The following is a 15,183-nucleotide window of genomic DNA, read 5'->3' as shown; positions in this document are numbered from 1 at the left end:
CTTTTCTTTCATTCCATGGTAACGAGTCGCCATGACGCGAAGCGTCGTATATATTTATTCATTCGTACAGCATTCCATAGCATCACAATAATCATGAATGATGAACCTAAATATTCATATTCTCGTTTCTTGCATAATTACTTATGTTGTCTGCGAGATTTTCTTTTATATAATCGCATTGATGTGAATGCTGTAGTTTTTGAAGTGTCTTCAGATTCTTGTGACTCTTCCACTTTTCCTGTTAACGGTATTTCTTCTGTAACAGAATTTTCGTCTACTAAGTTTACTTCTGAAGAATCAGGATAATCTGTATCTTTTTGGGATTTTTCAAATTTTTCAGATTCATTAGCTACAGTCTCTTCAATTTTTTCAGTTTGATTTTCAACTTCAATTTCGCGATTTTTGTCATCATTATTTTCATATGATTTTTCGCCAATAGTTGAATTGTCTATTAAATCAGATTCAGATAAATTATTTTGTTCATCGTTGTCTGTTGAGACTTCTCTTTTGTTGCGCAATTTTGAATCTAATTTTCTGCGCTTACGACGATGCATCTTACTGTCTTCGATTGCTTCCTCAATAAGCTCAACGTCTGCTCGCTCATCTCGTGGAGCTTGTTGCAAAATGTCAATATGATAATCGTCGTATGCAGGCTCAGATTGAATCCAAAGCTGCGATGGCTCAGGTGGTTCAATGTCAGAATGCTCACCACAAGCATGATCAAGCGATACAACTCGCCCATCGTCTGGGCTCCACATGTTTGCGCATACGCCAAACATAGAGCCTAAACTTCCAGCTAGAGGAATGAGGAATCCGCATGATGAACATGCTTTGCCATCGGCAATTTTTGTAGATAACGACTTTGGGCCATGTTGACCTGCGTACCAGCGTTTAGCTGTTTGCGAAATTGCTTCCGCAGTCATTACTCGTCTGCGAGACAGTCTTAGCGTTGAAACAGCTTCTTCAAGATCTTCGTCAAAATCATTATTTGCATCGCAAGATTCTTGATTTTGATTAATATCTTTTTCTGCGTTTGCGTTTGTGTCTGCATCTTCTTCGCTAGTATTAGCTTTAGCGTCATCTTCAGTTTTAGACTCAGAATAATCATCTGAATTTGCTGATTCTATATTCTTTTCAGAATTATTATCATCAATATTATTTACTTGACGGAAGCCATCTTCTAGTCGAGAATCGTCTTCAGATGTGCCAATAGAGTCCATTACAGAAAGATCACTTGGTTTCAAGCGGTCTTTCCACGGAATCCATGGTGGTGAAAGCAAAGAATTTTCAGTAGGAACAAGCGTTGATTCGTTCACGGTCCAACGTTGCGTTTCTTCATCATGATACAACGTAACTGACCACTGCCAGCCTTCATACCCAACTAAATTGCTTACGAAACGAAAGTCTGTAACTCCGTTGCCAAGCTCTATAGAAGATACAAAATCTCCTACTGCATCAGTACGTTCTGAAGTTTCCACAGCTATACTTCTAGCTAGTTCTTGTGGATCCATCACTTCATCAGTCATAAATAATATTCCAGACACTATTCCTGAACGTCAAAATTATCTGCCACTGCACGCAACAATGTAGCAAGTTTTTTGCTTTCAGCAGTTGATGGGTAATGACGTCGACGCAAACCATTACCAGCAGAATCAAGAAGCTTAATAAGATCTTCTACAATAGCTGCCATATCTTCGGCTTTAGGACGAGTAGCCTTTACAAGCGATGGTGCTGTTGCAATAACATTCAAGCCCATAGCCTGTGGTCCTTTGCGACCTTCAATTACAGAAAACTCAACTCGTGTACCCTTGTGTAAACTTTTTACAGTAACTGGCAATGCTGCTGCTGGCAAGAAAACATCCTTACCATCATCTCCAACAATAAAGCCGTACCCCTTCTGCGTATCGTACCAACGCACGCGCCCATTGGGCATAACACACCTCACTCCAAATAATTCTCATTTCGCACGCTGAAGTGCACAAGGCATAAAGTATCAGCATATGCGATAGGTTTATAGATAGTGTACCAAATATTGTTATTACTTGTTTCCTTATTACATTGTAGCGCATACACGCGGGCAATAAAATTTTTTTAACCTACGCAAGTGTTGCTAATGCCAATATTTTAATCGCTAACAATTTTAGAAGGCTCATCGATTTCATTAACTGGCAGAACTACAGTAAGAGTTAGGCCATGAGCTTTAACATCTATTTGCTCAGACCCATCCATAGTGTCATCAAGATTAGTTTTAGAATTGGTCGATGCTTCTAGTGGAGAAGATATAGTTGCGCAAATAAAACCATGATGTGCTTTTACTACAGATTGCGCAATTGCCATACCCAAGCCAGTTCCACCTTTTTCTCTAGCTCTTGATGGGTCAGCAATATAGAAACGCTCGAAAATTCTAGACAATGATTCTTCTGGAACTCCAGGGCCATGGTCAACAACTCGAATTACAGCATACTTATGACCCGTATCAGTAGATTGGCTGACTTCCGCTGCTTCCAAAAACTCCTTCAGTGATTCTTTTACAGAAGGTAATTTAGATAATTCATTTGGAGTTATAGACGCCTTCATAACTCCTACTGCAATTTCTACAGGAGAATCAACAGGGGTGTATCTATGAATATTTCCTACGATATTTGTCATTACTTGGCGTAATCTAGCACCATCACCGAGTAGCGTAACAGTTGGAAGTGTACCAACATGGAATTGGAGCTTACGCTCAAAATCGCAATTTGTGCAACTCATAAGCTTCCACTCATCTGAAATAGTTAAATAGCCTTGTTGAACGGATCTAGCAGGATCAAGAGCATGTAGATCATTAGCCGCGTCAGAAAGTATTGGAGATAAGCTAACTTGCTGTGAAATATTAATTCCACGACCCTCATCAAAACGCGCCAAAGAAAGCAAATCTTCTACTAGTTCAGTCATTCTCTCGCTAGAAGCCTTAATGTGGGCAATAGAGTCATCTGCTCTCTCCTGCTCTCCTGGCATGTTGCGCCACATTGTATATAACTCAGCATATCCATGAATTGCAGCTAATGGAGTACGTAATTCATGACTTGCATCTGAAACGAATCGCTTCATTTTTTCTGTCATATCTTCTTGCTCATTAAATCCTCTTTCAATACGAGCAAGCATAGAGTTAAGAGAAGCTGCTAAAGATCCAACCTCAGTATTTTCAGGAGCAGATGGAACTCGTTTGCTTAAATCTCCAGAAGCAATTTTTGAAGCTGTTTTTTCAATTCGTTTTAACGGTCTTAAAGCTGATTGAATAATAATTGCTGAAAATACTGCTCCAAACAAAATAACTGCAATACTCACCATTATACAGTAACGAGTAAGTGTGCTAACGGTATCAATTTGATCGCTAAGAGATAAAGCAATATAGACATAACCGCTAACACTTAACTCTGAGTTATAGCTATTTTTTTGACCCCACGTTAATACTAAAACTCTCCATGGAGCTGTTGCAGCCTTTTTAGTGATTGCATCGACTTTATTAGTATTCCCCTTGACGATTGCAGGTGCTGTGTAAGGCTTGTGGGTAACAATTTTTTTACTATCAAAACCGTCTGCAGGAAGTTTAGGAACCGAAACAACCGATCCTTTAATTGGTATTAATGGAGTAGAAATAATTTTATTATGCGTATCTCTAACTTGCATAAAGTAATTATTTGGACCTACTGAAGATTGATTTGAGTTTTTCATGCGCAATGAATCAACATTGTCATAAACAAATTGCGCTTGACTTGCTAATTGTACATCAGTTTTTTCTAGCAAATAATTTCCTACGAGCTGCTGAATTGATAGTGATATGCAAAAAGCGGCTACAGTTAAAATAGCGAGAGTACATGCAACTAAACGCGTACTCAGTGGTATTGCATTTATGCGACGACGTAGCCAGCAGGTTTTACGAGGCTTTTTGTTTTTTTTGTTATTTTCACTTAGCTCTATCGCAACACTTTTTCCAGCAGTTCTAACATCTGAATCATCTTTAGAGTTATTATTTGTGCTGTTGCTAATAGTTGATTCAGCGTTATTGTAGTTATTATTACTAGATTGCATGATCAGGCTTGACCTGCCTTAGGCTCTCGAATCATATAACCGATGCCACGTTTAGTTTCAATAAGAGGAACTACTTTTTGCTGTTTTCCTGAATCATCAGTAATTTCAATGCCATCAATCTTCTTTCTTAAATAAGAAATATAAGATTCAACGATTGCTGCGTCTCCGCCCCAATCGTACTGCCATACGTGATTCAAAATCTGGCTTTTTGACAGAACTCGACCTTCATTGTCCATAAGATAATGAAGTAGTTTGTATTCAGTTGGGCTAAGTTCGATTGGCACGCCGCATCGAGTTACGTCATGAGAATCTTCGTTAATCTCAAGATCTGCAACTTTTATAATATGAGTTTCTTCATCAGGTTCTTGTGTTCTGCGAAGAATTGCTCGTATTCTTGCCACTACTTCTTCCAAGCTGAATGGCTTTGTAACGTAGTCATCTCCACCAACGGTTAGACCCATAATTTTATCTTGTGTATCGTCTCTTGCAGTTAGGAACAATACAGGAACTTTAATTCCATTTTGACGAATACGCCTCGTAACAGTAAAACCATCAATATCTGGGAGCATAACATCCATAACGATAAGATTTGGATTTACTCGTTCAATTACTTCAACAGCTTCTGAGCCGGATGCAGCAGTTTCTACTTCAAACCCAGCAAAATGCAAAGATGCTACCAAAAGTTCACGGATTGATGGCTCGTCATCGACCACGACAATAGATGCTTCAACGTTCTTACTCATATTGATTAGCATCACTTATCAAGCTGAATGTTTCCTGAATAATTGCTGAAAATAAAACAAGTTATCGAATATTTTTGTCTACCTGTGACGAGCGTGCCTTCTACGAGCTTTTCTAACACCAGCAAGTATTTGACGTTGTATGCGATTCTTTCTAAACAGAATAATCGCGACTATTGAGAATAATGCCAACAATATTAATAGCATAATAATTGTAGAAATAAGACTTGCAGAAGAAGTTGTTGACGTACGTTTTGCACGCATTATTTGTTTCATCATCATTATTGCAGATTGATCCCAATGCGTTCCAGTTGTGCTTACTAATGGCTTATAAGCTGCATCGGATAACGAGTCTACAGTATTTTTATTTTTGAGCCATTCATCGGAATTAGGCGAAACAGCTACAACTAATCTTCCATTATGAGTTGCTACTGCAAGCAGCACAGTATTTTTAGCTGGAAGCGTACTAATCAACAAATCACTAGCCCATTTTGATGGATTTTTTGTATTTCCAAAAGTAGACAAATATAAGAGCCTAACATTTACTCCTGTACGCTTTTTTGTTGTCTCAATCATGTCAGCAACTTTACTGACAGAATCCCCAAGCAAATTTTCTGTGTCTGTTATTGAGTCTGTTGCAACTATTCCAGAATTTTGCTCATTACTTTCAGCATATGCATTAATTGTATTTACTCTATTTAAAGGTAAAAATATGAGCGAATTTATTGGAAGAGTTGGAAGAATAAAAGAAAAACTAAATAAAAATGCCATTAATAAAAGCAATACGCGTTTAGCTAAAAATAGTTTTGAATGAGAATGCTGGTAGTTAAAATTTGCAATACGCGTGCAAGTTAAGCTTTTAACCACATTGGTGCATGAATCTTTTTCGTAGTTTTTTGATGGCATATATTCATAATAGCGTGACATCACACAAGTAAAAGTAGCATTATAAAAATCCTTGCTTAATTTATTTGGAATGTTTCGCAAAATAATTTATAAAAAGCGTTTATTTAGACGCAAAACAAATGGAGGGGAAATATGGCACAATTTCGAGTTGATTCAGAGCAAATTCAGCAGGCTGCGGCAGCCGTTGGAACCTCGGTTAGTGCAATTAGAGATGCAGTCAACGGGATGTATACCAATTTACAGCAATTGCAGAGCGTGTGGACTGGATCGGCGGCTACACAATTTGCGTCGACCGCTCAGCAGTGGCGAGCGGCGCAACAACAAATGGAACAATCATTAGAAGCAATTCAGCAAGCTATGCAACATGCGTCAGGAGTGTATCTTGATGCGGAAGCTCAAGCTACTTCCCTATTTGGAATGGGCTGAATAGTCTGAATAATCTAATGAAATATAAATGGCGGTATACTTTACTTGTGAGCATACCGCCATTTACTATGAGCTATTCAGCTATAAAATTTTTACAACTTTTAATTTAGTAGCCCATGTCGGCACCAGCTTGTGGTGCTGCAGCTGGTTTTTCTGGCTTGTTAGCAACCACAGCTTCAGTGGTTAAGAACAAACCTGCAATAGAAGCAGCGTTCTGTAGAGCAGAACGAGTTACCTTAACTGGGTCAGTAACGCCAGCAGCCATCAAATCTTCGTAAGTGTTGGTTGCAGCGTTGAAGCCTTCGCCTTCTGGAAGCTCACGCACCTTGTTGAGCACAACATCTCCAGAAACGCCAGAGTTCTGAGCAATCTGCTTGATTGGAGCTTCTACAGCGCGGAACACGATTGCAGCACCCGTCGCTTCTTCGCCCTTAAGCTCTGTGATTGCTTGAGACTTTTCAATCTTTGCAGCAGCCTGAACCAAAGCTACGCCACCGCCTGGAAGCAAACCTTCCTCAATAGCAGCCTTAGCGTTACGAACTGCATCTTCAATACGATGCTTACGCTCCTTAGCTTCAACTTCAGTAGCAGCGCCAACCTTAATAACAGCAACGCCGCCAGCAAGCTTAGCAAGACGCTCCTGAAGCTTTTCGCGATCGTAATCGGAATCAGTGTTCTCGATTTCTGCGCGAATCTGAGCCACGCGAGCATCAACATCTTCCTTAGATCCAGCACCAGAAACGATAGTTGTTTCATCCTTAGAAACAATAACCTTAGCTGCGTGACCAAACACAGAAGCGTCGATAGAATCGAGCTTTAAGCCAAGGTCGTCAGAAACAACCTGTGCACCGGTCAAAATAGCCATATCTTGAAGCATAGCCTTACGACGATCGCCGAATCCTGGAGCCTTAACAGCAACAGTGTTGAAAGTGCCACGAATCTTGTTCAAAACAAGTGTTGGCAATGCTTCACCATCAACATCTTCAGCAATAATAAGCAATGGCTTGCCAGACTTCATAACAAGCTCAGCGATGTGGACGATATCCTGCTGGCTTGAAACCTTGCCAGAAGTGAGCAAAATGTATGGATCTTCAAGAACAGCAGTTTGATCGTCAGCGTTAGTGACGAAGTAAGGGGAAATATAGCCCTTATCAAAGCGCATACCTTCAGTGAAGTCCAAGTCAAGACCAAACTTGTTGTTGTCTTCAACTGTGACAACACCATCCTGACCGACCTTATCCAAAGCTTCAGCAATCTTTTCGCCAACTTCAGGATCAGCTGCAGAAATCGTAGCAGTAGCAGCAATCTGTTCCTTGGTCTCAACATCCTTTGCAGAAGCAAGCAATTCCTTGACGATTGCTTCAGCAGCCTTTTCGATGCCGCGGCGAAGAGCGATTGGGTTGCTTCCTGCAACAACATTCTTCAAACCTTCATGCACCAAAGACTGTGCCAAAACAGTAGCAGTTGTAGTACCGTCGCCTGCAACATCATCAGTCTTCTTAGCTACTTCCTTAACAAGTTCGGCGCCAATACGCTCGTATGGATCTTCAAGATCTATTTCCTTAGCGATAGAAACGCCATCATTTGTGATAGTTGGTGCACCGTAAGTCTTATCTAATACAACGTTGCGACCCTTTGGACCAAGTGTAACTTTAACAGTGTCTGCAAGCTTATCCAAACCGGCGAGCATACCCTGGCGGGCGTCTTCCTGGTAGGCAATAATCTTTGCCATAGTTCCTCCACATACGTTATTTATGAACTTTTCACTGCAATCTTGAGTAATAAGCCGTCAGCTGCTTATTATCACTCTCAAGGCTTGAGTGCTAATTTGAAGATTAGCACTCTATGTACCCGAGTGCCAACTTTTTTGGCGTTTATACATAAAAACCGGTTAGAAAATAATTCTAACCGGTTATTTTTATGCGAAAAATATTACTTGCAAAGCACAACTACAATCGGAGAAACGATTTGTTTTTCATTTTCGACAGCACTAATACCTAAAGTCTTTGCAATATCTTCAGCTGCAGCTTTTTGTGAATCGTCTTTATACCAAACAACAGACTCGCCTGGGACTTTACCAGTTGGATTTCCAGCTGTCACATTTGCGTATCCCGCTTGCTTTAACTTATCTGCGCCAGCAGCAGCATGACCGCTTATCTTGGTTGCGTTAAGAACTTTCACAGCAACTGATTTATCTAGTGAAGTTTGCGTCTTAGAATCATTTGCTGAATTATCCTTAGAGTCACCAGCATCTTTCCTATCTGATTTATTTTCTTCAGATTTATTATCGTCGTCATCTTCGCCTTCAGAAGATTTATCTTCGTCGCTTTTAACCGACTTTTTGTTTTCAGAAGTCTTAGAAGGCGATGCTGATTGAGATGATTGTTGCTGATGATTCCAAGGCAACGGAAGATGTGAGATTTCGCCAGAAGCGATAGCCCAAACCAAAACACCAACAACCGCTGCAACAATTAATGCAACAAAATAAGGAAGTATTACGGCATACCACGCAGGATTTCCACGATGAACTCCAATCGGTCCCTCTGGTGGCTCATCAAAAGCATCAGGCGTATACGACACGTTCTGATTATTTCGCGCCATAATTGCACTCCTTATAAAATCATTTAAACAATAATGAATCTATACTATCTAATGCTTAGCACAAAGCACAAATTTAGAAAATTTGATTGGTTTCCTTTTATGGTATGCCTTGACATACAGTAGCAATATGAATCCTCAAAATATTAAACCTTTAAACGAGCTAATGGATCCTGATTGGGCTGAAGCATTAAAGCCAGTTGAGCCACAAATACGCGCAATGGGAGTATTTTTGCGAGAGCAGATAGAAAGCGGACATCATATTCTTCCTGCTAGCCACAACATTTTGCGTGCTTTTTCTATTCCACTAAAAAGCATTAAAGTTTTAATTGTTGGCCAGGATCCATATCCAACGCCGGGCCATCCAGTAGGCTTAAGTTTTTGCACAGCTGCAAAAGTGCGCCCACTGCCAAAAAGTCTCATAAACATTTATAAAGAATTAGTAAACGATTTAGGTGTAGAAACTCCAAAAAGTGGAGATCTAACACCGTGGACCAGGCAGGGTGTGATGCTTCTTAACAGATGTTTAACTGTTGAGGCCGGTAAGGCAAATAGCCACCAAGGAAAAGGTTGGGAGCCTGTAACCGATGCAGCTATTCGAGCATTAAACAATAGAACTGATTGCAATGGTAATCCATTGCCGCTTGTAGCTATTTTATGGGGTCGTAATGCGCAAAGTTTGGCTCCTTTGCTGACGAATGCAACTCTTATTACTTCAGCGCACCCAAGTCCTCTTTCTGCAATGCGAGGATTCTTTGGATCGCATCCATTTTCAAGAGCTAATCAGGCCTTAATTAATATGGGAGTTTCGCCAATTAATTGGTCCCTAGATTCTCAAGAAATCTAATTGTCTTAAATATTGCAAATTATCTTATAAAGACAATAAAAATGCCATTTTTGAACATGTCAGTACTGCATATCGGTTAAAATGTCTCTTATGGCATTATTTCCACCGCAACCACAGAAGAAACCGTTAACCGATAAAACTTCAATTGCTTCTAAGCTTGGCATTGGATCAGCTGTACCTCAACCGTCTGCTGTTTCTAATGCAAGTGCGCAAGTCACTGCAACTATTTCGAGTGATGACATACGTCGTTGTCAGCAAATTGCAAATATTTTGCGCGCACGTTTTGCACAAACTTTAGTCGGTCAAGACGCTTTACGAGAGTCTCTTATTCTTACTCTTATTGCAGGCGGACACATTCTTATTGAATCAGTACCAGGTCTCGCAAAAACTACTGCTGCTCAAACTCTTGCAACAGCTATGTCAGGTAGTTTCCGTCGTGTGCAGTGTACTCCGGATTTAATGCCAGCAGATTTAGTTGGTACTCAAGTTTTTGATTTTGCTTCTCAACATTTTACTACGCAAATTGGTCCTATCCATGCAAATGTTATTTTGTTGGATGAGATTAATCGCTCAAATGCAAAAACTCAATCTGCAATGCTTGAAGCTATGGCAGAAGGAGCAACAACTATTGGAGGCGAAAGAATTCCTCTGCCTCAACCATTTATGGTTATTGCTACGCAAAATCCAATTGAGGAAGAAGGAACATTTAATCTTCCAGAAGCCCAAATGGATCGTTTTATGGTAAAGGCAGTTATGACTTACCCTAATCCTGAAGAGGAAGTTCGTATGCTGCAATTACTTACTCAACGCGGATTGGATGTCGTTGATCCTTCAAAGCTAAATACTCAACGCATAAGTTTGCAAGATGTTGTTTTTATGCGTACTGCAGCGCGTCGCATACACGTTTCTGAAGCAGTTATGAAATATGTAGTTGATTTTGTTGCAACTTCTCGCGGTGAAGGTACGCATCCACTTCCTACAATTAATTCATTGGTTCGTATGGGAGCTAGCCCGCGTGCATCAATTGCACTTATTCGTATTGCTCAAGCTCACGCTTTACTTTCTGGACGCGATTATGTGATACCTGAAGATATTAAATTGTTTGCGCATGAAGTGTTAAGGCATCGCATACTTTTAACTTTTGAAGCTTTAGCTGATTCTATTACTACAGATCAAGTAATTGATGCATTAGTTAAGACGGTTCCTGTGCCATGATGCGTACGAAGCGGTTAGTATTATCTGAACCTGCTAAAGCCGTGCGTCGCAAAATTGAGCTTTTGGATCAGCGAATTGATTTGCCTATTGCGCGTAAAGCTTTAGGCTTATTAGAGGGAGACCATCCTTCGCACAGACGTTTTGGCACAGGTGATATTATTGACATACACGCGTGGCAGCCAGGAGATGAAGCTCGCATGATGAATTGGTCTGCGAGTGCTCGAACTGGACAACCTATGGTGTCTTCTAGAGAGCGTACTTCGTCTTCTCATACTTGGATTGCTTTAGATACAAGCATCAATATGAATGGAGCTTGTGTTTCTGGAGAATCTCTGTATGAAGTTGCGTCTAACTCTGCATGCTTTTTTGCATCTTTGAGTTTAAAACGTCATGATGCTGTTTCTTTGTTGTGTGCAGATGGAAAAAACGTTATCAATGTTCATTCTGCTAGTAATCTTTCTGATTTTGAGCGAAATCTAGATTATACGTTGCTTAATACTCGTAGGAATACCAGAGACATTGATGCGTTGCTTACTTCGTTACTAAAAAATATTGACAATAATGGTCTGGTAGTTTTAATAACTGATGAGTATGCATTACAAGCTCATAACTCTGAATCTTTGCGTAAAATTACGCAAAATCATAAGCTTGTAGTTATTGTTGTCTCTCCTATTAATCCTTTTGATTCTGCAATTGATTTGCAAATATTTGATGGAATTACTTTACGTAAAGTACCGGCGTTTTTGAAAAAAGAATCAAATAAAAATGAAGTCGAAGCTCGTAGAAATATTAGAATAAACGCTTTATACGATATGCTGCTTGGTGTTCAATCTTCAATAATTCATGGTTCTTCAAGTGAAGAAGTGTTCCATATTTCTGCACAAAAAGTGAGCCGTACAAATTATCTTGCTGACTCATTTAACAAGGAGGTTGAATAGAATGAGCCTGGAAGATATTCAAAAGCCCTTACATGATGAAACGCTTTTTTTAATACTACTTTCTGCATCGTTTGTTGTTATCTTTATTGCTTTTGCGGTTTTATATTTTTCTTTTAAAAAGCCAAAAAAATTAACTGAAAGTAGCAATTCTACAGAAGCAGTTCACGTTCATAATGTAGACAAACAAGCTTGGCGTAAAGATATTGATGCGATTGTTGAGAAGTATCATAACAATGAACTTACTAAAGATCAGGCTTGTGCAGAATTGGCTTCTATTGCTAGATTATATGTTTCGAAGATGAGCGGTGAAGATATTCAAACTCACACTTTGGGAGAATTGGCTTCTTTGCGTTTGAAATGGCGCAATAAAAAAGGTGCTGATATGTTACGCCAAACAATATCTGCTTTGTATCCTCCAGAATTTGCTGATCGCAAAGCAAACGAGCAAGCGCGAAATACTACTGTTGAGCAGGCTGCTGAATGGGTTTTAGTATTGCTTGAAGGCTGGCAAACGAAGGACAAACGTTGATGAGTAATAATGTTTGGGAATACATATGGCCATGGAGATGGCAATGGCCTTTGCTTTTTGTTGCAGGCGTTGTTATTTCTGTAGCAATTTTTGCTATCTTACTAATTTTAGATTCCATTCGTAGCAATATTTTAAAAAAGAAGTATAAGAGTCAAACTAGTAATATTACGCGAAAATTCTATACTTTTACTTTTGACAATGATCTACAAGGAACTACTACTAGTCATTCATGGTATATGTGGCGAATGTTTAGAAGGTTTGCTGCAGCTGCATTGGTAGTATCTTTATGCAGTTCGCTTGCTGTTGCTTCTAGACCAGCCCGAGTGTTTAATGCGAACGAGCAAGTTAGTTCTAGAGACATTGTTTTATGCTTAGACGTTTCAGGTTCTGCTTTACCATATGATCGCGAAGTAATTCAAGCGTATCTTAATTTTATTGAGCATTTTCAGGGTGAACGCATTGGATTAAGCATTTTTAACTCCACATCTAGAACAGTTTTTCCACTGACTGACGATTATCGACTAGCTAAAAAACAATTGCAATATGCTGCAAATTTGCTTGGCGGAGTTCAATCGCAAAGTCGTATTAATCGTTTACAACAACGCCAATATCAGGAAATTTCTGACTGGCTTGAAGGAACTCAAAATCGCAAAAACGCAACATCTCTTATTGGAGACGGTTTAGTTAGTTGCGCAGCAATGCTTCCAGGTTTTATTTATGGTTCTGCTCATAATAACCATAAAATACAAAGCCGTTTTAATAGAAGTGCTTCCATTGTTCTTGCTACAGATAATGTTGTTTCTGGAAAACAAACTTACTCATTAAAGCAAGCTTTAGATTTAACAAAGCAAGCTAAAATTACTGTCGACGGGTTATATTCCGGCGCAAAACAGAATGAGAATGATGATGCTACGTTAGAAATGAAACAGCTTATTGAATCTCATGGTGGAATTTTCCTTTCTCAACGCAATTCTGATTCTGTTATTAATTTAGTAAAAGAAATTGAAAAAAGACATACTGCAATTCCTCAAGGCACTGCTCAGTCTGCATTTAGCGACGATCCTGGTCTTTGGGTTTTGCTTACTGTGTTTAGCGTTGTGATTTGGTTAGCTATTGCAAAGAGGATGAAGCGATGACAACAACACTATTTTCTGCTACTACCCTACTGTTTGCACACGCTAAAATTGAAGCTTCTGACACTTCTCAAGCAGGTCAGTTGGTTTTTTCTCCATCATATGGCTGGATTATTGCGATTATTGCAATATTAGTTTTGTTGGCAGCAATGTTTTTTGAAATTGTGCCTATACGTAGGAAACCTGGATCAAGTGATGAAACTTTTTGCATGAGATTAAGACGTATTGGCATATGCATAATGCTAATAATTTGCGTGCTATCTCCAAGTATTATGCGTTCAACTTTACAAAGAGCAGTAAATGCAACAAACGTGATTATTGCTCTAGATATAACAGGTTCAATGAGAGCAAAAGACGCTGATTATGCAAAAAATAGTAAGATTGAGCGTATTGATGCAGCAAGGAATATTATTCGTCAAATAACAAAATCCTATGCTAACTCAAGTTTTGCTGCTATTTCTTTTGGTGCTTCTACGTCTGTCGATGTTCCATTAACGCCTGATGCTAGAGCAGTTGACAATTGGATAAATACTTTACGAACTGAACCAACTAGCGTAGCTACTGGAACTAGTCTTGACGCTCCTATAGATCAAACTTTGCTTACTGCAAAAGCTATACATGATGCTCATCCAGATGATACAACAGTTTTGTATGTTTTAAGCGATGGTGAGGAAACAACACAACGAAAGCGCCGCACATTTTCATCGCTCAGAGCTTATATTACTAACGCATTTGTTATTGGAATAGGCTCATCTAAAGGAGCTAAAATACCTTTGGAAAAAACACAGCTGCAACTTGACGACTACAGCGAAGACAATACCTCTAATCAATGGGTTATTGATCCTGCTACAGGAAATCCTGGAATTTCAAAGCTTGATGAAAAGAACTTGCGAAATATTGCCGATGAGCTTAGCGGCAAGTATATGCACTCATCTTTAAACGTAACATTTGGAGACGAAGCAAAACCAATTCTTTCACACCAATGGAGAATGAACGAGACAGCAAAACCTCGTTTGAGACCTGAACCAATTATTTGGCCGTTTGCAATATTTGCGTCGATACTTTTAATTTGGGAATTAATGTCGTGGTTTATAACTTCAAGGAAATTAGTATGAAGCACATGTCTAGTCGCACAATTATTCGCATTGTTACATTTTTGTTCTTGATTATTGCGATATTCGTAGCGTATTTTGCTATCGTAAATTGGAGAGCACAATACGCGTATAATACTGCTACGGATAGCCTTATTTCTAACATAAAATCTGCTAAGAGTATCGATAGCGACAAGAATGTGCTTTTAACTCAGCAACAGCAAACTGATGCGCAATTTGATGATGCTAAATCTCAAGAAATGATACTGCTTCCTCAACTTCGAAATAGTATTGACAAAAATGCTGAATTATCACGAAAGTTAACAGAAAAATTAAAGCAGAATCAAAACAATACTAATAAGCAACAGAAACCGAAAAAGCATAACAATCATTTTAAAAACGATAATTCTAACAATTCTTCTAAAGATAAAAAGCAGTCAGATTCGTCTAAGCCTCAATTGAGCAATGCTCAGCGCAATAAAGTTGAAAACTTGCTAAAACAGAACGATCATGTGGATTCTCAATCTTCACAGAATCAAGAAGACCAGCAAGGTTTAGAAAAGACAGAAAAACGTACTAAAACTGATGAAAGCAGCAATAAGCCTTGGTAATTAAATCTTCAACGATTATCTATAAGCGAAGCAATAAGCATTAATAACCTTTTAACCACATTGAATATTTTTTAGTGA

The 15,183-nt window shown here is 39.1% G+C and carries 15 protein-coding genes; 8 read left to right on the top strand and 7 right to left on the bottom strand.

The window, feature by feature from the left end:
• Positions 1-137 precede the first annotated feature (137 nt).
• From HXT41_RS01445 to HXT41_RS01425, 5 genes are all read right to left on the bottom strand, one after another.
• The gene (locus HXT41_RS01445) at positions 138-1,526 is read right to left on the bottom strand and encodes a DUF3027 domain-containing protein (protein ID WP_033888762.1); all 1,389 of its coding nucleotides are present in this window, start codon (positions 1,524-1,526) and stop codon (positions 138-140) included.
• Positions 1,527-1,543: 17 nt separating this feature from the next.
• Complete coding sequence (locus tag HXT41_RS01440) at positions 1,544-1,933, bottom strand: cold-shock protein (RefSeq protein ID WP_012914139.1); 390 nt, start codon at positions 1,931-1,933, stop codon at positions 1,544-1,546.
• 191 nt (positions 1,934-2,124) lie between these two features.
• The gene (locus HXT41_RS01435) at positions 2,125-4,071 is read right to left on the bottom strand and encodes a sensor histidine kinase (protein WP_012914138.1); all 1,947 of its coding nucleotides are present in this window, start codon (positions 4,069-4,071) and stop codon (positions 2,125-2,127) included.
• Between the two features lie 2 nt (positions 4,072-4,073).
• A complete protein-coding gene (locus HXT41_RS01430) occupies positions 4,074-4,814 on the bottom strand; it encodes a response regulator transcription factor (protein WP_004111521.1) in 741 nt (246 codons plus the stop codon).
• A 78-nt stretch (positions 4,815-4,892) separates the two neighbouring features.
• On the bottom strand, positions 4,893-5,798 hold the full coding sequence (locus HXT41_RS01425; protein ID WP_421788764.1) for a hypothetical protein: 906 nt from the start codon (positions 5,796-5,798) through the stop codon (positions 4,893-4,895).
• A gap of 51 nt (positions 5,799-5,849) precedes the next feature.
• Here HXT41_RS01425 and HXT41_RS01420 point away from each other — a divergent pair, with 51 nt between their 5' ends.
• Entirely contained in the window at positions 5,850-6,143 is a 294-nt protein-coding gene (locus HXT41_RS01420) for a WXG100 family type VII secretion target (RefSeq protein ID WP_004111519.1), read from the top strand.
• A gap of 106 nt (positions 6,144-6,249) precedes the next feature.
• Here the strand turns inward: HXT41_RS01420 and groL are convergent, their stop codons facing one another.
• Complete coding sequence (gene groL, locus HXT41_RS01415) at positions 6,250-7,875, bottom strand: chaperonin GroEL (protein ID WP_012914136.1); 1,626 nt, start codon at positions 7,873-7,875, stop codon at positions 6,250-6,252.
• Positions 7,876-8,075: 200 nt separating this feature from the next.
• On the bottom strand, positions 8,076-8,744 hold the full coding sequence (locus tag HXT41_RS01410) for a LytR C-terminal domain-containing protein (RefSeq protein ID WP_102703072.1): 669 nt from the start codon (positions 8,742-8,744) through the stop codon (positions 8,076-8,078).
• A gap of 127 nt (positions 8,745-8,871) precedes the next feature.
• Here HXT41_RS01410 and HXT41_RS01405 point away from each other — a divergent pair, with 127 nt between their 5' ends.
• From HXT41_RS01405 to HXT41_RS01375, 7 genes are all read left to right on the top strand, one after another.
• The gene (locus tag HXT41_RS01405; RefSeq protein ID WP_004106746.1) at positions 8,872-9,588 is read left to right on the top strand and encodes a uracil-DNA glycosylase; all 717 of its coding nucleotides are present in this window, start codon (positions 8,872-8,874) and stop codon (positions 9,586-9,588) included.
• A 90-nt stretch (positions 9,589-9,678) separates the two neighbouring features.
• Positions 9,679-10,803, top strand: coding sequence for an AAA family ATPase (locus tag HXT41_RS01400; RefSeq protein WP_033888761.1), 1,125 nt, complete (start codon positions 9,679-9,681; stop codon positions 10,801-10,803).
• On the top strand, positions 10,800-11,741 hold the full coding sequence (locus HXT41_RS01395) for a DUF58 domain-containing protein (RefSeq protein ID WP_415691625.1): 942 nt from the start codon (positions 10,800-10,802) through the stop codon (positions 11,739-11,741). The genes HXT41_RS01400 and HXT41_RS01395 overlap by 4 nt, the downstream gene beginning before the upstream one ends.
• Position 11,742: 1 nt before the next feature.
• Positions 11,743-12,270, top strand: a complete 528-nt coding sequence (locus HXT41_RS01390; RefSeq protein WP_116994771.1) for a hypothetical protein — start codon at positions 11,743-11,745, stop codon at positions 12,268-12,270.
• The gene (locus HXT41_RS01385) at positions 12,270-13,406 is read left to right on the top strand and encodes a vWA domain-containing protein (RefSeq protein ID WP_116440619.1); all 1,137 of its coding nucleotides are present in this window, start codon (positions 12,270-12,272) and stop codon (positions 13,404-13,406) included. Before HXT41_RS01390 ends, HXT41_RS01385 begins: the two co-directional genes overlap by 1 nt.
• Positions 13,403-14,518: a vWA domain-containing protein gene (locus HXT41_RS01380; protein ID WP_004111501.1), complete on the top strand. Its 1,116-nt coding sequence runs from the start codon at positions 13,403-13,405 to the stop codon at positions 14,516-14,518. Before HXT41_RS01385 ends, HXT41_RS01380 begins: the two co-directional genes overlap by 4 nt.
• Positions 14,515-15,105 carry a DUF6466 family protein gene (locus HXT41_RS01375; protein WP_102155209.1) on the top strand — a complete coding sequence of 197 codons (591 nt, stop codon included), beginning with the start codon at positions 14,515-14,517 and terminating at the stop codon, positions 15,103-15,105. The genes HXT41_RS01380 and HXT41_RS01375 overlap by 4 nt, the downstream gene beginning before the upstream one ends.
• The last annotated feature ends 78 nt before the right edge of the window (positions 15,106-15,183 follow it).

Origin of the sequence: Gardnerella sp. DNF01189, assembly GCF_049244195.1 — a bacterium.
Classification (GTDB): domain Bacteria; phylum Actinomycetota; class Actinomycetes; order Actinomycetales; family Bifidobacteriaceae; genus Bifidobacterium; species Bifidobacterium swidsinskii.
This window is presented reverse-complemented; position numbering and strand designations above follow the sequence as displayed.